This window comes from Synechocystis sp. CACIAM 05, from assembly GCF_010222815.1.
Classification (GTDB): domain Bacteria; phylum Cyanobacteriota; class Cyanobacteriia; order Cyanobacteriales; family Microcystaceae; genus Synechocystis.
On sequence record NZ_CP019225.1, the window covers coordinates 2,152,853 to 2,172,625 of the forward strand.

The window sequence follows — 19,773 nt, forward strand, 5'->3', positions numbered from 1 at the left end:
GAGTATGGGGCAGTGCAAGGATGATCGACCAAGAGACAGATGGCATTGAGAAGTTGGAGACGGGTATTCCCGGCTTTGATTTTCTGTCCGATGGTGGTCTCCCCCTCGGCCGCGCCACCCTAATTGCCGGCACAGCAGGTAGTGCTAAAACTATTTTTGCTTCCCAATTTTTGGTGGAAGGTATTCAGCGGGGGGAAAACGGTGTTTTTGTCACTTTTGAAGAACCCCCCAAGGCCCTACGGAAAAATATGCGGGGTTTTGGTTGGGATATTCAACAATGGGAAAACGAAGGTAAATGGGTTTTTGTCGATGCTTCCCCCCAACCAGGCGATCGCCCCATTGTCAGCGGTGAATATGACCTAGGGGCCTTGATTGCCCGCATTGAACACGCTGTCCGTAAATATAAGGCCAGTCGCATTTCCCTCGATTCCCTGGGGGCAATTTTTAGTCACCTCAGTGACAGTGCCCAGGTGCGTAGTGACCTATTCCGCTTGGCCTCTGCCCTCCGGGAACTGGGAGTCACCGCCATTATGACCGCCGAACGGGTGGAAGAATACGGTGAAATTAGCCGTTACGGAGTGGAAGAATTTGTTGCTGATAACGTGGTCATTGTCCGCAACGTCCTCGCCGATGAAAAACGTCGTCGCACCATCGAGATCCTTAAATACCGTGGCACCGACCACCAAAAGGGCGAATTTCCCTTCACTATCATTAATAAAAAAGGCATCGTCATCATTCCCCTGTCGGCGATCGAGCTGGAGCAAAAATCCTCCGACATCCGCATCACCTCCGGCAGTGAAGAATTAGACCGCATGTGTGGCAGTGGTTTCTTCCGGGATTCGATTATTTTAGTCTCCGGGGCAACCGGTACTGGTAAAACCCTGATGGTGACGGAGTTTATGGACGGCGGCGTGGCCAATGGAGAGCGCTGTTTAGTTTTTGCCTTTGAGGAAAGTCGAGAACAATTAATTCGCAATGCCACCGGCTGGGGGGTAGATTTCAAACAAATGGAAAAGGAAGGCAAACTAAAAGTGGTTTGTCGCTATCCAGAAACCACCAACTTGGAAAACCACCTGATCATGATGAAGGATATTATCCAAGAATTTAAGCCCAATCGGGTGGCGGTGGACAGTCTTTCTGCCCTAGAACGGGTTTCCACCCTAAAAAGTTTTCGCGAATTTATTATCGGCTTAACTTCCTTTATTAAACAGCAGGAAATTGGTGGTTTATTCACTTCCACTACCCCCAATTTACTAGGGGGAGCTTCCATTACCGATGCCCATATTTCCACCATTACCGATTCGATTATTCTTTTGCGTTACGTGGAAATGTATGGCGAAATGCGCCGGGGAATTACGGTGCTAAAGATGCGGGGTTCTATGCACGACAAAGATATCCGGGAATTTTCCATTGACCATCAAGGGATGCACATTGGTAAACCTTTCCGTAATGTCACCGGCATTCTGGCCGGGACCCCCATGTACACAGCCCAGAGTGAGGTGGAAAGATTGAGCGGTTTATTCGATGAGAAAATATAGTCAATTCTTCCCTTTGTAAACCTGGAGGCAATCAATCCATGCAGTGGCAAGAATCTTTACCCTGGACCCCCGAAGCTCGGCAAAAGTTGAAGAATATTCCCTATTTTGCCCGGGTGCAAGCCCGTCAGCGCATTGAGCAGTTAGCTCGGCAGGCCGATCTAGATGAGGTCACTGTGGATTTGGTAGAACAAGCCCGTCTGGAGTTTGGCCAATGAGTTGGTCTGACTTTTGGGACTAAACTCACAGGTAAATCCCATTTCACCATGCATGGTTACAAATTCACCAAGCCGGTCTGACATCAGTGTTTACAATGGCGATCGCCAGGGGCCAATGTATTCTCTGATTGTGCCCATTTATAACGAAGAAGATAATATTCCCGTGTTATATGAGCGGCTCAAGGCAGTCATGGATCAATTGGGAAGTACGGAACTAGTGCTGATTAATGATGGCAGCGGCGATCGATCCTTAGAAATGATTCGGGCTTTGCATGATCAGGATAAACGGGTCTGTTACCTTAGTTTTGCCCGTAACTTTGGTCATCAAGTGGCGGTGACGGCGGGGCTAAACTTCGCCCGGGGCCAGGCGGTGATTATTCTCGATGCGGATTTGCAAGATCCCCCCGAATTGGTGCCCCAATTGGTGGAAAGGTGGCAAGCAGGCTACAGCGTGGTCTATGCCCAACGGGTCAAGCGTCGGCAGGAAAGCTGGTTTAAGCGGCTAACGGCCTATGGGTTCTACCGACTATTGCAACGGTTAGCAGATGTAAGAATTCCGGCGGACACGGGGGATTTTTGCCTGATGGACCGCCAAGTGGTGGATTTGCTCAACACCATGCCGGAAAGAAATCGTTATATTCGGGGATTAAGGGCCTGGGTTGGCTTTCCCCAAACCGGCGTTAAATTTGAACGGGATCCTCGCCATGCCGGGGAAGTGAAATACACTTTTCGTAAATCTCTCCGTTTAGCCATTAACAGTCTGGTTTCCTTTTCCATTGTGCCCCTGCGTTTGGCCACCTACCTAGGACTTTTAGCCGCTCTCCTAGCCATAGCTATGATGATATTAGTTTTATACTGGCGCTTATCGGAAAACAATTCCCCTTTGGATGGGTTTGCCACAGTGGTCATCGCTAATCTATTTTTTGGTGCAGTTCAGCTAATTTGCATTGGCATTTTAGGGGAATACATTGGCAGAATTTACGATGAAGTCAAAGGGAGGCCTCTGTATACTTTGGCAGAGATGGCTGGCTTTGAGCAACTTCTTTAGAGCCTGTTTAAAAAGTCTAAAAATTGTCTCACTACCCCCATGATTTACCTTGGAAAGGAGAAAAATTCTTAAACCCAACCCTTTTCAAAGGGGATTAGATACTGGCAAATACAGCCTTTGAAAACTGCCCTTAAAACACCATTTGGCAATAAAAACTATCCCAATTCAGTCAACTCTTCACCCTGATATCAGATTGATCAACAACTAATTTTTTCAACTATTTTTCCAATACTATGATTAACTTCAAACGTTTGTTAGGAATTGCCCTTACTTCTAGCCTATTAGTTTTAGCTTCACCAAGCGTAATCAAAGGGGCCGAAACCATCACTTTTTCCATTATGCCCCTGGGACAGTTTGACATTTCTGTGAAAAGTCTGACAGATTTTGCTGAAACTGGTAGCATCGACCCGGATTTTAAATTTTATACCCAGCATCTCAAGCCAGAAGAACTAGAGAAACTAAGGGGCTTGCTGAACCATTCTTTTAAGTTTAACTCCGTAGAAGCTTTTCGATTTTTTAATACAACTTTTGGCAAAGAAATTGCCCAACAATTGAGCTACATTATTGCGGCCCCGACCGATCAAAGCCAACCTTTTTTAGAAGGGGCGATTGTGACAGCGGCCCAAAACCCTGACGGCTTTAAAATTATCGATGTTATTAATGCCTATGGTGGTTTAGATTTAGTTTTAAACCTAGATACTTTTAAAAATACCATTGACCAAGCGGATACCCTATACCAAGCCACCGATCGGATTTTTACCTGGTTGGGTAAACAGGAAATTCCATCTAACCCCGTGCCCCCTAACCTAAAACCCTTGGCTTTGGCTGAACCTGGACCACAAAAATGGACAACGCAAAATCTCACCATTCCTCGCCCCAATGGGCAACCAGTCAATGTTTTCGTCTATCTACCCCAAGGCAATAGTTCACCAGCCCCTCTAGTGGTGATCGCCCCTGGCTTAAATTCTAATTTTCAGGCTTTCACCTACATTGCCGATCATTTGGCGTCCTATGGCTTTGCGATCGCCGGCATTGATTTTCCCGAAAGTGATGCGGCTCGGATGCAGGATTCTCTCCAGGGCTTAGATGCGTTTCCCGATCCCAATGCCTGGCTAGAACAACCCAAGGATGTCACCTTAGTGCTCGATACCCTAGCCCAAAAAGCAGCCACAGATCCAGCTTGGCAGGGCAAATTTGACATCAATAATGTGGGAATCTTGGGCCACTCCCTCGGTGGCTACACGGCGATCGCCAGTGGAGGAGCAACCCTGGAATGGCCGGAGTTACTGCAACAGTGCGAACAACTAAATAAACCCAATCAAATTAATCTCAACCCGGCCCTACTCTGGCAATGTCAGGGGGTTGGCAGTGCCCCGCCTGCGTCTAACCTCAGGGAGTCCCGGATTAAAGCGGTGTTGGCCATCAATCCAGTTACTAACCCTATTTTTGGCCCCGATGGCATGAAGAACCTAGCTGTACCCACCATGATTGTGGCGGGTAGTAAAGATATTTTTGCTCCACCGGTACCAGAACAAATCATTCCTTTTTCCCTAATTGCAGGGGTGGATAAGTATCTGCTTCTAGTGCAAAATGGCACCCATCTATCTTTTCTAGAAGATACGGACAACTTACCAGAAAAAATTGTTGGCCCAGGACAAGATTTAGCCTACACCTACATGAAAAGTTTAGGTTTGGCTTTCTTTGATCTTTATCTTCAGCAAGATAGTAGTTTTAAACCATATCTAACGGATAGCGTAGTGCAACAAATGAGTCAGGAGCCTTTACCTTTGCAATTGGTGCCTAGCCTGACCCCAGCCCAACTTCAACAGGCTATGGATATTAACAACTAATGTTCGGTCTAGGGCAAGAGTTACCCCGGATGTTTTTGATGGTATTATCAAGGGCATCTTTTGCAGACTTTATAACTGTAGTGAGGCAATAACCATGGCAGAGGCACCGATCGCCCCGGTGGTTCTGGTCATCCTAGATGGCTGGGGCTATCGCCCAGATACCCGCGCAAATGCAATTGCCCAGGCTAACACCCCCATTATGGATAGTCTGATCGCTGCTTATCCCAATACCCTGGTGAATACTTCAGGGAAAGATGTGGGTTTGCCCAAAGGTCAAATGGGTAATTCCGAAGTTGGTCACCTCAATCTGGGTGCTGGGCGAGTAGTACCCCAGGAGTTGGTGCGTATTAGTGATGCCATTGAGGACGGAACTTTTTTTGACAACCAAGCGCTGATTGAAGTCTGCCAACGGGTGCGCGATCGCCGAGGAAAATTGCATTTAATCGGTCTTTGTTCCGACGGAGGAGTTCATTCCCACATTGACCATCTTTTGGGACTGATTGACTTGGCTAAACTCCAGGGCATCAGTCAACTTTGCATCCACGCCATTACCGATGGCCGGGATACCCCCACCAATGAAGGGGCCCATTTTGTCCAACAAATCCAAGCCCATCTAGAGAAAATTGGCCTAGGCCGCATTGTCAGTGTCAGTGGCCGCTACTATGCCTTAGACCGCGATCGCCGTTGGGACCGGGTGGAAAAAGCCTATCGAGTCATGACCGAGGACGGGGTAGGGGATGGCCGCAGTGCCGCCCAAGTGATCAAGGATTATTACGCCAGCGACATCACCGACGAATTTATTCCCCCCACTAGAATTAGTACTGGGGCGATCACCTCCGGGGATGGGGTAATTTTTTACAACTTCCGTCCCGACCGGGCTAGACAACTTTGCTACGCTTTGGTTAATCCTAGTTTTGATGGTTTTCCCAGGGAAAGGATTCAGCCTCTGGATTTTGTTACCTTCACCCAGTACGACCCTGCCCTGCCAGTGGTTGTGGCCTTTGAGCCGCAAAATTTGAATAACATTTTGGGGGAAATTATCTCCCGCCAGGGAATGAAGCAATTCCGCACCGCAGAAACGGAAAAATATCCCCACGTCACCTATTTTTTCAACGGTGGTTTGGAACAACCCTTTGCCGGGGAAGACCGGGAGCTAATTCAAAGCCCCATGGTTTCCACCTATGACAAAGCGCCCCAGATGTCTGCCAAAGCCGTTACCGATGCGGTTTGTCGGGCCATGGAAAAAGGCATTTACTCCCTGGTGGTGGTCAACTATGCCAACCCCGATATGGTGGGACACACTGGCAAGCTCAAAGAAGCCATTCAGGCGATCGAAACCGTCGACCTCAATTTGGGCCGCCTTCTGGCCAGCGCCGCTAAAGTGGGGGGCACCGTGTTGATCACCGCGGACCATGGCAATGCGGAATATATGAGCGATGAATCCGGCAATCCCTGGACCGCCCACACCACTAATCCGGTGCCGTTTATTTTGGTGGAAGGGGAAGGACGTAAAATTCCTGGCCACGGCGGTGAAGTCAAGCTACGGGAAGGGGGAAAACTGGCGGACATCGCCCCGACTATTTTGGATATTTTGCAGTTGCCCGTTCCGGCGGAAATGACTGGCAAAACCTTAATCGATCAGCCGTTGGTAGAAATCAAAGCCAATCGCACTCCGGTCAATCTCTCCCGTTAGGTAGGGGGATGTAAAAGCGCTAAAATAAAAAGCCTGCACGATCGCCGAGGGGCGCTAAATTGTTATGACTTTGATTACTGTTCTACGAATTATTTGGATGGCTTCCGCCGCTCTGTTGACCGTACTGGTGCTGCTCCATAGCCCCAAAGGGGATGGCATTGCCGGCATCGGTGGCCAAGCCCAATTATTCACCAGTGCCAAGAGTGCAGAGAAAACCCTCAACCAAGTGACCTGGACCCTGAGCATTATTTTCATTGGGCTAACAATTATTTTGAGCGCTGGCTGGCTAGCCAATTAAGACTAATTAAATCGACAAGTATTTTGGCCAGTCTCACCTGTGTCAACGTCAGTCACCATCAATCATTGCAATTCCGGTAACCTTGGGCAATCTTGATTTGATTTTCTCCACGGCATTCGAGCTCTGGGGAACTTTGCAGCCGGGGGGAAAATCGTGAACAAACAAATCAAGCTCTGGGGTTGGTGCTTCGCCCCATTTTTGTTGACTTTACTGCTGGTTAGCCTGCCGGCGATCGCCAACAATGGGAGCAAGCAAGCCTTACCGGAGTTGCAAATCCATCCCCTCCCCCCTCAGCTGATGAGTTTAGGAGTCAGTTTAGAAAACCTAAGTTTGCCCGGAGATGATGGCAGTGACTACTTTACCCAAGTTCAACCTTCTCCCCTAGGCTATTTACTCTGGTCCAACTTCCCCGTTACCGTAGCGGTGGAATATCCCCCTGGGTTAACCCCCGGCAGTCCTGCTCAAAAACGTTACTATACCTGGCAACAGGCTATTAAAACGGCGATCGCTGACTGGCGAGAATTTTTTCCCCTCACCGTTGTTGAGAATACCGCTGAGGCGGATATCACTATTTTTTACCGGGAACCACCCCTACCCCGCACTGTGGACCCAGAAACAGGATTGGTGAGTTTTGGTCGAGCCCGCACCGCCCAGGCTAACTATGAATTTTATTGGACTGACACATCCCCACCCCAACTGCGTCACCGCATGGCGATCGCCATCAAACCTGGCCTAGCTCCCCTTTCCCTCCAAGGCACTGCCCGTCACGAACTAGGCCACGCCCTAGGCATTTGGGGCCACAGTGACCACAAAGAAGATGCTTTATACCCAGCCCAGACCGCGAATGTACCGGCCATTTCTCCTCGGGATCTAAGGACCCTATATCGGCTTTACCAGCAACCCACTCGCCTAGGTTGGTCAGTACTAGTTGGCAATTAGAAAACTTGAGAAAATTTTGATTTTTTGTGAACTCATCTGGACAGGATCAACGTTGTCTTAAAACTGCCGTAGTAGATGAGAAGGCTCCCAAAAGGAAATCCCCCAAAACCGAACGAGTTGGGGGACTTTTCCAAACAAACTGACTTAGTTTGCAAAGAATTACATAGTCAAAGACTGGGCATTCTCTTCAATAATGACAGCCAAATCCTTCAGGAAAGCGGCGGCATGGGCTCCATAAATTACCCGATGGTCACAGGTCACATTAACCGCCATTTGTCGTTTGGTACCAATTAAACCTTCCTCATTGGCCACTACTTGGGGACGGGAAGCACCCACCGCTAAAATTCCCCCCTGACCCGGCGGCAAAATAGCATCAAATCGGTCTACCCCAAACATACCAAGGTTGGAAATGGTGAAAGTGCCAGTGCTGTATTCTTCGGGCTGTAACTGCTTAGCCCGGGCCCGTTCCACCAATTCTTTCCAGCGGCGGGAGAGAGAGTAGATATCCACTTGGTCTGCATTTTGCAACACCGGAGTAATTAAACCGCCATCGGGCATGGCTACGGCCAGAGCAATGTTGACATCCTTGTGGTAAATAATGCCTTGGTCAGTGTAGCTGGCATTAACAATGGGGTGTTTTTTCAAGGCCAGGGCCACAGCTTTAGCTAACAGGGCCGTCATGGTCACTCCCTTGCCCTTAATTTGCTTATAAAGTTGATCCAGTCCATCGGTGGTGATGGTGTAGCCCACTCGGAATGTGGGAGCGGCCATGGCGGCCACCATATTTTGCACCAAAGCTTTTTGAAAAGTGGTCAGGGGTACTGTCTGGCCGACGGGAACACTGGGGGTAGATGTTACCGTTGGAGTAGGGGCAGGGAATGTTTTAGGAGCTGGGGCACTGGGGGCAGCTATGGAAGCGGTGACAGGTTTACCAGCGGTACTTTCAATATCTGCGGCCACAATTCTGCCGTGGGGGCCAGTGCCAGCAATGGTAGCTAAATCAACTTTTAATTCTTTGGCAAGTTTTTTCGCCCGGGGGGAAGCAATAATCCGGCCACTACTTTTGCCATTACCGTTACTGCTGGGGACTGATGCGGTTTCCGTTGTAGTTGTCCCACTGGCGATCGCCACTGGTTCCGGTTGTTGGGGGGCTGGGGTGGCCGTCGGAGCCGCACTAGAACCACCACCAGAGCCAGCTTTAGCTTGGGCTTCGGCAATTTCCGCTTCCGTTTCCACCACTAGGCCAAGGGTTGCCCCCACGGGAGCTTCTTCCCCTGCTGGAACTAGAATGGCGGCTAGGTAACCTTCGTTAAAGGACTCCACGTCCATATCTGCTTTGTCCGATTCCACCACCAAGACAGTTTCACCTTTTTCCACTTTGTCGCCGGGGGACTTAGTCCAAGAAACAATTTTCCCCTCGGTCATGGTGGAACTCAGGGCGGGCATGAAAATGTCGTAAATCATGGTGGTTTTATCTCTTAAATCTCTTGTAGATCCCTTGGAATACAGCGGATTAGGACTGCGGAAGACCGTTCAAATTCTATCAGATTTCTGCCGGGGGGTTAGTTAAGGAGCACTTTTCGCACATCTAGGCGATCGCCTTGGCGGTGGCCCAAAGGAAAATGTCAAAATGGGTTAGGATTATCCAGATTCATTGTTGATCAGTCAAGAAAATAGCAAACTGCCATGACCTCCTATTCCTCTGCAACGGCCCGCGCTGAAATGAGTGAACTGCGGCGCTTGAAAAGTTTACTGCCGCCGGAACTCCAAAGTTGGGTAATGGTGGAAGGCAGTACCGAAGTTAATCCCCCTCTGATCCGTTCGGAAGAATTGGGGCGGGATGAGATTGAAATTCAGGTGGATTTGGCCAAATGGGAAAACCTGGCCATTGACCAGCGGAATTTACTCTTTTGGCACGAAGTGGCCCGCATTCAGAGTGATACCATTCCCCGGGAAGGTTGGGAAATGGCGGCCTTGGCGATCGGTTTGGGGGGGGCAGTGGGGGAACTGTGGGTGCAAGATGGATTGCTCTTACTTTTAGCCCTGGGATTATGTGGCATTTCTGGCTACCGGCTCTGGCAAAAAAATAACGGTGAAAAACGCATCAAAGAGGCGATCGAGGCGGACGAAAAGGCCATTACCCTGGCTACCCGTTTCGGCTATACCTTGCCTAATGCCTACAAAAGTCTTGGCAGTGCTTTCAAAACATTAATCGAACAAACCCCCAACCGTCGTCAACGCAAACAGTATGAAACCCGTCTCCAAGCCCTGCGCCAAAGTGCAGCCAAAATGAAAGCTAAGACCCAAAAAGCGAAGGCTCTCTAAAACATTGTTGATTGTCTAGTTAGTCAAAGTCCCTTGTCTCGGCATGGGCTGGTTTTGCCGCTACTGTGAATTTTTCCACAACCATCGTCACTACGGCGAGTTGCAGGCTGGTAGAACGATTTTGGTAAATGACCTATGACTATCTATCAATTGAAGGCATTGGTAAGATTGATGGAAACCTTCAACAAGGAACGGGAATGCTGGTTCGATCGCCAATTCTGGACAGGATAACAAAACCAGTTGGTAATGTGGAAAAAGCCGTCTCCATGTCATTTGGACTGATGCCCTGTTTACTTTATTAACCCCACCATGGTTCAACTTTCTCCGACCCCTGCATCAACCCTGACTAACAAAGACGAAAATGGGCAAAATCGTACTGCTAGCTTGACCCTCGATGTGGGGGGCATGAAATGTGCCGGTTGTGTGGCGGCGGTGGAAAGGCAATTGGGACAATTAGCGGGGGTGAAAGACAGTTGCGTCAATTTGGTGACAGCGGTGGCGGTGGTGCGTTATGAACCGGAAAAGATTCAACCCCAGGCGATCGCCGAGCATTTGAGTCAGCGGGGATTTCCCAGTCAGATTCGTCATGGCCATGGCGCTATCCCTGCGACGATAGGGGAAAAAGAGACAAGGGAAAACGTTAACTGGGGTTTGACCATTGCCCTGGTGTTACTGCTCCTATCGGGGTTGGGGCATCTAAGCCATTTTGGTGGCCCCATGATTCCCTTTTTCCATCACCCCATATTTCATTGGAGCTTGGCAACCCTGGCGATCGCCATACCGGGGCGGGAAATTTTTCTTGATGGTTGGCGGGGTTTGAGATTTGGCCATGCCAACATGAACACTCTGGTGGCTTTGGGGACTGGCAGTGCGTACCTCACCAGTTGCATTGCCTGGGCTTGGCCTGGGCTGGGTTGGGAATGCTTTTTTGATGAGCCGGTGATGTTGTTGGGGGTGTTACTACTGGGCAGAACCCTGGAGAGTAAAGCAAGGCAAAAAGCAAAATCTGCGTTGACAGAATTATTGGCTTTGCAACCATCCCTAGCTCGGCTAGTGGGGCGGGGAGAGGACCAAGGGGAAACTGGCATTGAAATTCCTGTGGAACAGGTGCGAGTGGGGGAATGGGTACAGGTGTTGCCCGGGGAAAAAATCCCGGTGGATGGCATTCTGGTGGCGGGAAAAACCCTAGTGGACGAGTCCTTGTTAACTGGTGAATCCCTGCCGGTGGTGAAAAATGTTGATGATGCCGTCATTGCGGGAGCTTGGAATCAGTCCGGAGCCATTACTATTGCCGCTACCCATATTGGGGCGGAAACCACTTTGGCTCGCATTATCCAACTGGTGGAAATGGCCCAAACCCAAAAGGCCCCCATGCAACGATTAGCAGATCAGGTGGCGGGCTGGTTTGCCTATGGGGTGATGGCGATCGCCTTGGTAACGTTAGGCTTCTGGGCCATGGTGGGGCAGTCCTTATTTCCCGAAATGGTGGCGGATACCGGACTTTCTCCCCTTTTGCTAGCTCTCAAATTGAGTGTTTCCGTCTTGGTGGTGGCCTGTCCCTGTGCCTTAGGTTTAGCAACCCCCACAGCGATTTTGGTGGGCACCAGTTTGGGAGCAGAACAGGGCATTCTGATCAAAGGGGGTAACATTCTCGAAATTCTTCAACGCACCACGGTGATGGCCTTCGACAAAACGGGCACCCTCACCCAGGGTAATTTGCAGTTAACCGATGCGGTGCCAGTGGCTGATATTACTGGGATTGAATTATTAACCCTAGCGGCTTCTGTGGAACAGGGAACTCGCCATCCCCTCGCCCAAGGCTTAATCTCCAGTGCCCAGGGTCTGGAACTATTGCCAGTGGAAAATATCGAAACGGAAGCGGGGCAAGGGGTTCAGGGTTGGTACCAAGGCGATCGCCTGTTGGTGGGTAATCAACAATGGCTCATGGAACAGGGGGTACGGTGGGATGACCAATGGCAGATAGAGGCAGATCAACTATCTCGGCAAGGGAAAACGGTCATTTTTGTCGCTTGCAATCAACAATTACAGGGATTTTTAGCCCTCCAGGATACCCTGCGCCCCGAAGCCAAGGCCACCATTGCCCAACTGAAACAATTGGGCATTACTCCCCTGCTGTTAACCGGCGACCATCCTGCCATTGCCCAGGCGATCGCCATGGAAGTAGGTATTGAGGAATTTCAAGCCCAGATGACCCCCCAGGCCAAGGTGGCCAAAATCAAGGCAATGCAAGGGTTTAACCCTGTATCAGTGATAGCGATGGTAGGGGACGGCATTAATGATGCTCCAGCCCTGGCCCAGGCCGATGTAGGCATTTCCCTCTCCGGGGCGACAGCGGTGGCCATGGAAACAGCCGATGTGGTGTTAATGCGCTCCCATCTTTCCGATGTGCTCAAAGCTTTGACCCTAAGTCGTAGCACAGTGGCTAAAATCAAGCAAAATCTCCTCTGGGCTTTGGGCTACAATCTCCTTGCCATTCCCCTGGCCGCTGGGGCATTCTTGCCTAGTTTTGCCATTGTGCTGACTCCGGCGATCGCCGCCGCTATGATGGCCAGTAGTTCCATTGTGGTGGTGTTGAATGCCCTAGCTTTGCGGTATCAATTTTCCCGTTCCCTTGGTCAAGATCCCGGTTAAGGTTCGGCGGGCAAAGAAGTGAACTACCTACGCTATTTAAATCTCTGGCGAAGCTGGAGGCATTTTTTAGGCGGAATTAGGTTGATTTACCGTCAATTTAGCCCCTGATTTAAGGATTGCTTGGTTAGTTTGGTTAAGATTGATGAGGGTAAATTTTTGATCGTTTGCCCATTGGATCGATTGGGAACTAAATTTCGTCCAGTCTATTTGTCCGTTACCATCCGCTTTTTTTTCTCCCCCGGCCATGTCTGATCCCTCGGCAAAACCCCTGCAAGAGCACATTTTGATCATCTTAGATGACGCTGGCCGTCGAGAAGTTTTACTCACTGAAACCTTCTACACCATCGGGCGATCGCCGAGGGCTGATATCCGTATCAAATCCCAATTTGTTTCCCGTATCCATGCGGTGCTGGTGCGTAAATCCTCCGACGATGTACAAGCCGCTTACCGAATTATTGACGGCGATGAAGATGGACAGAGTAGTGTCAATGGACTGATGATTAATGGCAAAAAAGTGCAAGAGCATATCATCCAAACCGGAGACGAAATTGTCATGGGCCCCCAGGTGTCTGTGCGCTACGAGTACCGCCGCCGGGACCAATTTGGTACTATGCCGGGCAACGAACAATTTGATATCACCCTCATTGACCCTGGCATGATTGACGATGAGGAGGAAATTCCCACCTCTGTTTCTTCCTCTCCCCCAGAAATGGAATAATTATTGTTATTGGTGTGTTTGTTAGACGGTAATAACCAATGGGCGGCCGTAAATGGCAGAGTATTAAACGACAAAAAGCACGGGTGGATGCCCAGAAGGGTAAAACCACCACCCAACTTTCCCGGGCCATTATTGTGGCCGCTCGCCAGGGCATTCCCGATCCGGCGGGCAACTTCCAACTGCGGACAGCCATCGAAAAAGCCAGGGCTGCAGGGGTTCCCAATGACAGCATCGACCGGGCGATCGCCAAGGGGGCAGGCACCTATGAGGATGGGGAAAGTAATTACGAGGAAATGCGCTACGAAGGCTATGGCCCAGGGGGAGTAGCAGTGTTAATTGAAGCCCTCACCGATAACCGCAACCGCACGGCGGCAGATCTACGGGCGGCATTTAGCAAAAAAGGTGGAAATTTGGGGGAAACCGGTTGTGTCAGTTGGATGTTTAGCCAAAAAGGGGTAATTCGCTTAGTAGGGGAACTGGAGGAAGAAAAGTTACTGGAAGCCTTGCTGGAAGGGGAAGGGGAAAGCTACGAATGGCTGGACGAGGAAGATGGGGGTGGGGTAAAAGTTTTCAGTGCAGTGAATCAACTGGAAAACCTCAACCAAGTGTTACAGGACCACGGCTTCACCATTGCAGAGACGGAACTGCGTTGGTTGCCGGAAAATACCATTGAAATTACCGAGCCAGACCAAGCCAAGGCCCTTATGCAAATGATCGACACATTGGAGTCCTTGGACGATGTGCAATCGGTCACCAGCAACTTTGAGTTAACGGAAGAGTTGTTAGCCCTGGCGGGGTAGGCGGTGAGATACTGGGGAAGCGGAATGTTGATCTATTTTTCAGCTTTCTCCCCTATCCACTGTTTCCTGGTGGTCTTTCCCCCAACTAATTTTTAAAGAGGCGAGTGCAGTGCAATTGACTAAAGGGTTAGAAGTCGAAATCTATACCGGCAAGAAAACCGGGGAGATTGTGGGGCTTTCCGATCGCATTGTGCGGGATTTGAGTGGCTTTGTGCGGGAGCCGGACAGCCGCAACGTGGAATACACTACACCTCCGCTAAATAGTTACGATCGCCTGTTGTGTGGAATTCTTCAGCCCCGTCGTCAATTACGCCATTACCTCAGTCAACTAGGGGAAGACTACACATTAATACCGGGCAGTTGCTTGGCCCTGGGGGGGACGGATACCTTTTACCGTTCTGATCCCCAAAATCCTTACCATACCTACATCGAACAAACCTACGGTACCCAGGTGGTCACCGCCAGCATTCACATCAATATAGGTATTCCTGATGTGGAGGAGTTGATCCGGGCCTGTCGTTTAGTGAGGATGGAAGCGCCGTTGTATCTTGCCCTCAGTGCATCTTCCCCTTTTCTGAATGGCCAGGTAACAGGCTACCATTCCAGCCGTTGGCAGATGTTCCCCAAAACTCCCCAGGAGGTGCCCCTGTTTACAAGCCATGGCCATTTTGTGCAATGGACAGAGGAGCAATTGACCTTGGGCACTATGCAAAATGTCCGCCATCTTTGGTCAGCGGTGCGTCCCAACGGCGATAATCGACCCCATAACCTGAACCGTTTGGAATTACGGATCTGCGATTTGGTCACTAACCCCCTCTCCCTCCTGGCGATCGTGGCCCTACTGGAAGCCCGGTTACAACAAATGCTGGCCGATCCCACCCTGGATCCCCTCCAACAAAGTCAACTTACCCCCTCGGAATTGCTAGCCCTAGCGGATCAAAATGAAATCTCCGCCGCCGTTAGTAGCCTGGACAGCACCCTGCACCATTGGCGGAATGGTCGGGCGATCGCCGCCAGGGAATGGATTGAGGAGTTATACCAGTCAGTACAGCCGGAAGCTAAATACCAGGGCTTTGCTTGCTTTTTGCCACCATTGCGAAAAATTTTGCGGGAAGGCAACCAGGCCCAACAATGGCTCGCCCAATATGAACAGGGGAAAACGCCCCAAACCATTGTCCAGGAAGCGATTCTGCAAACGGAGATGGAGGAAGCCATCCTGGCCCAGGACCTCTGCTTACCCCTGAGCAAAGCCCGGGATGAAATACTAAGTTTGGTGTGATGGCTTCAGTAGCCGATAAAAAATCATAAACTTTTGCCGAGGGGACAGTTTAATAACTGTTGGTTATCGATAGTTTGTGATCTCCATCACCGGCATGACAAAATATTTTTGCCCATTTTTGCGGTAAACATCAATTAAATTGTTCAAAAATAGTCTTTATGGTCAAATTAGTCCTAGTCAATCCCCAAATCCCCCCTAATACTGGTAATATCGCCCGGACTTGTGCCGCCACTGGGATAGAATTGCATCTGGTCGGCCCCCTAGGTTTTGAATTGGGTGATCGTTATCTCAAACGGGCGGGATTAGACTATTGGCCCTATGTTGACCTCCATTACCACAACAGTTGTGAAGAATTTATTACCCATTGGCGTGGTCAAGGGGGTAACCTGCTCGGTTTTAGTGTCACTGGCACGGTTAATTTCTGGGACTACACTTACCAAGCCACGGATTGGCTGATGATGGGCAGTGAAACAGATGGTTTACCCCAGATGATGCGGGATTTATCTACCCAGTTACTTTGCATTCCCATGCCCCACTCCGAGGTAAGGAGCTTGAATTTGGCCTCCAGCGCCGCCATTGCTCTGTTTGAGGCCCGACGACAGTTACGCAGTCTTGGCTAGGAAACCCCGTCACTCCCATCGAGTTGGGCAAGAAGGACAAAATCGAACGAGTGAACTGATAAGAAATTGTGATGGCCGGAGCGAATTAGCCAAGGGGTCGATTCAATTAAAATTTCTGATTAAAAATAAACTTAGGACTGATGATTCTCGGCGATCGCCAGGGGATTTTTTTTCAGAAAAGAGGACAAAGCAGCCAGGGAAAAAGCTTGGCAGGGCAAGGAAATTTGCCAGAAACAAAAACCGGAGGGCTACGTCTAGGGGGTCAGTTAACCACTGATCTAAATTCGTTACTATTTTTCACAACTCTGTAAAAGCGGGAATTTCCACCAGCTTGTCGAATCATTGAAAGCAGGTTAATCTTTCTTAGCAGTCTTCATTCTTCATTAGGTATATTGGCTCAGTCAGATTCAGTCGTGGAATTTAATCTCCCATTAAACCTGAAATGACTGGGGCGGTCTAACAATCTAGTTCTAGGTTTTAGGCTCATTCACACACAAGGAGGTTCTTCTTGAAAGACGTACTCAATCAACCGGCGACATTTTTTCCCTCGTGTCCATCTCCGCCTATGGAGATTAATTCCTATGATGGAAGCACTAAACAGGAGGGTACTGTGCCCCTGGGCGAAGGATACCGTCGGGTTCGCCGCTCTGCTGCAATGGTGGGTTTAGCCGTTTCCATGGGAGCAACGGGTATGTTGTTTTCCCAAACCGCCACCGCCGCCACCAGTTCTGGCAACTCCCCCTTGGTTGCGGTGAGTAATTTATCCCTAGACCAATCCCATGGCTCCTCCACTGAGCCGATGCTGGCTTCCCCTTCCCTGAAGCATCAAGTCAAAGAAGGAGAGTCCCTTTGGCAAATTAGCCAAGCTTTTCAAGTGGACGCCAAGGCCATTGCCCTGGCCAACAGCATCAGCACTGATACGGCACTACAAGCGGGACAAGTACTGAATATTCCCAGACCTAGTTCTTCTGCAAAAGCAGTTCAAGACCAAGTCCCCGCCGCCACCATCCCGCCCCTGGCTCCCCTGGAGCAGACTGATTCCCTGGTTGTCTCTTCATCCTTAGCTCCCGGTCAGTCTTCCAGCACCGCTAATACCATTGCCATTAAGCCCAAAGCCCAAACTTTAGTTGCCGATGTGAGTCGCCCAATGCAGGGCACCGTCGTTGAACCGTTGGAAGAGAAGTTAACTTCCCAAAGAATTAAAAGTACTGCTGAAGATGCAGGCATCAAGCTCGATACAAAAGCTTCCCTGCCCAGCCCCGTAGAGGTGGCTGCCGCCGCCCATGGCGATCGCCCCATTCCCATTGCCGTAGTGGCCCCGGAAGAGTTCACTGCCATTGAAGTTCAGCCCAGCTCCAGCCCAGCCAATCCCCAGTCTTTGCCCGTACCGGCTCTCCCTGCTGTGGCCCCAGCGCCCACGAGAGCTCAACGACAAGATGAGTCTTTGGCTTCCGGAGAGGATATTTCCTTAGATAATCTCCGTCAGAATGGCATGGCCCAGCCGGTCCAACCAGTGGAAACTGCATTAAATCTTGACCAGCCCGTGGCGATCGCCGTTATCCCTCCCGAAACTGAACCGGAGATTATTACCAGATCCCCATTACCCAGTGCTCCAGTAGTCCTGGAAACCAGCCCGACCGTTGCGGCCTTGCCCTCTCCCTCCAATGTTGCTCCCGCTAGTGCCGAACAAATATCCTACCAAGTGAAGCCAGGGGACACCCTCAGTCAGATTGCCCGCAGCCATGACATTCAGCCGGAGAAAATCCAACAAGCCAATGGTTTGAGTAATCCTGACGAGATTAAGGCAGAGCAGATTTTAGTGATTCCTCCTCCCAACACTGTGGCGGCAGTGCCGGAACCCACCACCCCCAGCTTGCCCAGCTTTGTTTCTACCCAGCCAACGGCCTCAACAATCGTAGCCAGGGCCCAGGCAGAACCCGAGGCCCAGTACCAGACTCAACTAAGGGCAGAGGTAACCCAACTCAATCAAACTCAACCGGTCGGGACTCCTATGGTACCTCGAAGTGCCCTGACCGTTGACCGCCAAGTTAATAACGAACCAGTTCCTGATTGGCAAGCCCGTTCCCCCCAAGCCCTACCGGCCAAGTTCAACCAGCCCCGGCAGGATCTAGCCCAGTTGCAACGGCAATATTCTCCCCAGGCACAAAGAAGTCAGTTTTCCACCTCCGTCGGCCAGTCCCAAATCATCGGGGCGGCCCCCAGTCCTGTCCAGGGCTACAACGACACCATTCAAATCCCTGTCATCCAAGAAGTTAGCCCTGAGCTGCCGGGCTTGAGTACCCCCGACTTTCCCCGTAGCCCGGGTCAGTTTAACGGTTACATCTGGCCTGCTAAGGGAGTCTTCACTTCTGGTTTTGGTCCCCGTTGGGGTCGCATGCACCGAGGCATTGACATTGCTGCTCCCATTGGTACTCCCATTATGGCAGCGGCTTCCGGGGAGGTGGTGTTTTCTGGTTGGAACTCCGGCGGTTTTGGTAATTTGGTCAAAATTCGCCATGGTGATGGCAGTGTTACCTACTATGCCCATAACAATCGCTTGTTGGTGCGTCGGGGAGAATACGTTGAACAAGGTCAACAAATTGCTGAAATGGGAAGTACTGGGCGCAGTACTGGGCCCCACCTCCACTTTGAAATTCGGGTAGGCGGGACTAATGCCGTTAATCCAGTGGCCCTGTTGCCCCGTAGTCGCTAGATTCTATTGCGTCGCCATACTACTGCATCGTAATCGTACCTCTTAAGTGTGTTTATTCCCCTGGGTTAGCTTTGCTGTTACTTACAGCATGAAAGCCTGGGGGCTTTTGTTTGAGGGGGCGATGGAATAAAGTTTTTGGCAACAAAAAAGATGGATCCTTAGGACCCATCCTTGCTTTATCTTGAGGTTATGACGCTAGGTTAGATTAGACTTCACTTCAGTAATTAACTAGCTGGCTTGGTGGGGTTGAATAACGCCATAGCCGCCATGGTTACGAATGTAGATGACGTTGATTTCATCTGTGTCCTTGTTACGGAACATATAAAAGTCATGATCCACTAACTGTAGCTGTTCCAGAGCGTCTTCAATGGCCATGGGGGGCATAGCAAAATATTTCATCCGCAATACCTCCGAAGGTAGCTCGGGAGCCCGATCGCCGATGAGATTTTCTTCCACTGGCTTGTCTTCGACAATTTCGCTTGTTTTGACATTGCCATGTTGCTTATCTTGGATGCGTTCTTTATATTTCCGCAACTGACGGGCAATTTTGTCGGCAACTAGGTCGATGCTGGCGTAAAGATTTTCACTGCCTTCCTGGGCCCGGATAACGGTACCGTTAGCATAGACCGTAACTTCCGCTTTATGCTTATTGGTAATACGGGCATTGCGGGCTACGGAAAGGTGAACATCAACTTTGGTGGTCAGATTTTGAAAGTGTTTAACTGCTCTTTCGACTTTTTCTTCCACGTAATCATGAATCGCTTCAGTAACTGTGATATTATTGCCCTGAATTAACAGTTTCATACTGAATTCTCCCTTCGTAAAATTAATAAAAAATGAGCAATGGTTGGTTTTCTGCAGATCTAAACTTAAGTTATAAAAACTAAGTTAGATTGGGCAATTTTTCCGAGAAACAGTGAGGTGGAATCATTACTTAAAATGCCTTTCTGCTAAAGATATCAAAAGCATGGATCATTGAAAAAACACCATAAATTTGAGCTTGGTGATGAATTATAAACCCAACTTTGTTATTCTCTAGTTTACTTTTAACCATCCCTAGGGTAGAGGTAAAGTTTTCCAGAAAA

Annotated in this window: 16 protein-coding genes; 14 read left to right on the top strand and 2 right to left on the bottom strand. The window is 49.8% G+C overall.

Features of this window, described 5'->3' with window-relative positions:
* Nucleotides 1–20 precede the first annotated feature (20 nt).
* The 7 genes from kaiC to BWK47_RS10275 all read left to right on the top strand — a co-directional run bounded on the left by kaiC (nucleotide 21) and on the right by BWK47_RS10275 (nucleotide 7,581).
* Nucleotides 21–1,538: a circadian clock protein KaiC gene (gene kaiC / locus BWK47_RS10245; protein WP_010873229.1), complete on the top strand. Its 1,518-nt coding sequence runs from the start codon at nucleotides 21–23 to the stop codon at nucleotides 1,536–1,538.
* A 38-nt stretch (nucleotides 1,539–1,576) separates the two neighbouring features.
* Entirely contained in the window at nucleotides 1,577–1,753 is a 177-nt protein-coding gene (locus tag BWK47_RS10250) for a PCP reductase family protein (RefSeq protein ID WP_010873230.1), read from the top strand.
* Nucleotides 1,754–1,805: 52 nt separating this feature from the next.
* A complete protein-coding gene (locus BWK47_RS10255) occupies nucleotides 1,806–2,801 on the top strand; it encodes a glycosyltransferase family 2 protein (protein WP_204250403.1) in 996 nt (331 codons plus the stop codon).
* 233 nt (nucleotides 2,802–3,034) lie between these two features.
* Nucleotides 3,035–4,651 (top strand): alpha/beta hydrolase, encoded by a 1,617-nt coding sequence (locus tag BWK47_RS10260; protein ID WP_162328561.1) that lies wholly within the window; start codon nucleotides 3,035–3,037, stop codon nucleotides 4,649–4,651.
* A gap of 94 nt (nucleotides 4,652–4,745) precedes the next feature.
* Entirely contained in the window at nucleotides 4,746–6,344 is a 1,599-nt protein-coding gene (gpmI, locus tag BWK47_RS10265) for a 2,3-bisphosphoglycerate-independent phosphoglycerate mutase (protein WP_162328562.1), read from the top strand.
* 64 nt (nucleotides 6,345–6,408) lie between these two features.
* Nucleotides 6,409–6,642: a preprotein translocase subunit SecG gene (gene secG / locus BWK47_RS10270; RefSeq protein ID WP_010873234.1), complete on the top strand. Its 234-nt coding sequence runs from the start codon at nucleotides 6,409–6,411 to the stop codon at nucleotides 6,640–6,642.
* 153 nt (nucleotides 6,643–6,795) lie between these two features.
* Nucleotides 6,796–7,581 (top strand): matrixin family metalloprotease, encoded by a 786-nt coding sequence (locus tag BWK47_RS10275; protein ID WP_162328563.1) that lies wholly within the window; start codon nucleotides 6,796–6,798, stop codon nucleotides 7,579–7,581.
* Nucleotides 7,582–7,740: 159 nt separating this feature from the next.
* Here the strand turns inward: BWK47_RS10275 and BWK47_RS10280 are convergent, their stop codons facing one another.
* Entirely contained in the window at nucleotides 7,741–9,045 is a 1,305-nt protein-coding gene (locus BWK47_RS10280; protein WP_162328564.1) for a dihydrolipoamide acetyltransferase family protein, read from the bottom strand.
* A 222-nt stretch (nucleotides 9,046–9,267) separates the two neighbouring features.
* On the opposite strand from BWK47_RS10280, the gene BWK47_RS10285 reads away from it, so the two are divergent.
* The 7 genes from BWK47_RS10285 (at nucleotide 9,268) to BWK47_RS17335 (ending at nucleotide 18,688) form a co-directional block, all read left to right on the top strand.
* Complete coding sequence (locus BWK47_RS10285) at nucleotides 9,268–9,906, top strand: DUF3318 domain-containing protein (RefSeq protein WP_010873237.1); 639 nt, start codon at nucleotides 9,268–9,270, stop codon at nucleotides 9,904–9,906.
* Between the two features lie 309 nt (nucleotides 9,907–10,215).
* Nucleotides 10,216–12,558 (top strand): heavy metal translocating P-type ATPase, encoded by a 2,343-nt coding sequence (locus BWK47_RS10290; protein WP_162328565.1) that lies wholly within the window; start codon nucleotides 10,216–10,218, stop codon nucleotides 12,556–12,558.
* 244 nt (nucleotides 12,559–12,802) lie between these two features.
* Nucleotides 12,803–13,276 carry an FHA domain-containing protein gene (locus tag BWK47_RS10295; protein WP_010873239.1) on the top strand — a complete coding sequence of 158 codons (474 nt, stop codon included), beginning with the start codon at nucleotides 12,803–12,805 and terminating at the stop codon, nucleotides 13,274–13,276.
* Between the two features lie 38 nt (nucleotides 13,277–13,314).
* Complete coding sequence (locus tag BWK47_RS10300; protein ID WP_162328566.1) at nucleotides 13,315–14,076, top strand: YebC/PmpR family DNA-binding transcriptional regulator; 762 nt, start codon at nucleotides 13,315–13,317, stop codon at nucleotides 14,074–14,076.
* Nucleotides 14,077–14,185: 109 nt separating this feature from the next.
* Entirely contained in the window at nucleotides 14,186–15,355 is a 1,170-nt protein-coding gene (gshA, locus tag BWK47_RS10305; RefSeq protein WP_162328567.1) for a glutamate--cysteine ligase, read from the top strand.
* A 158-nt stretch (nucleotides 15,356–15,513) separates the two neighbouring features.
* Nucleotides 15,514–15,975 (top strand): tRNA (uridine(34)/cytosine(34)/5-carboxymethylaminomethyluridine(34)-2'-O)-methyltransferase TrmL, encoded by a 462-nt coding sequence (trmL, locus tag BWK47_RS10310; RefSeq protein WP_162328568.1) that lies wholly within the window; start codon nucleotides 15,514–15,516, stop codon nucleotides 15,973–15,975.
* A gap of 565 nt (nucleotides 15,976–16,540) precedes the next feature.
* The gene (locus BWK47_RS17335) at nucleotides 16,541–18,688 is read left to right on the top strand and encodes a peptidoglycan DD-metalloendopeptidase family protein (RefSeq protein WP_162328569.1); all 2,148 of its coding nucleotides are present in this window, start codon (nucleotides 16,541–16,543) and stop codon (nucleotides 18,686–18,688) included.
* A 228-nt stretch (nucleotides 18,689–18,916) separates the two neighbouring features.
* Here BWK47_RS17335 and hpf read toward each other — a convergent pair whose 3' ends face one another.
* Nucleotides 18,917–19,492 (bottom strand): ribosome hibernation-promoting factor, HPF/YfiA family, encoded by a 576-nt coding sequence (gene hpf / locus BWK47_RS10320; RefSeq protein WP_010873244.1) that lies wholly within the window; start codon nucleotides 19,490–19,492, stop codon nucleotides 18,917–18,919.
* Nucleotides 19,493–19,773 lie beyond the last annotated feature (281 nt).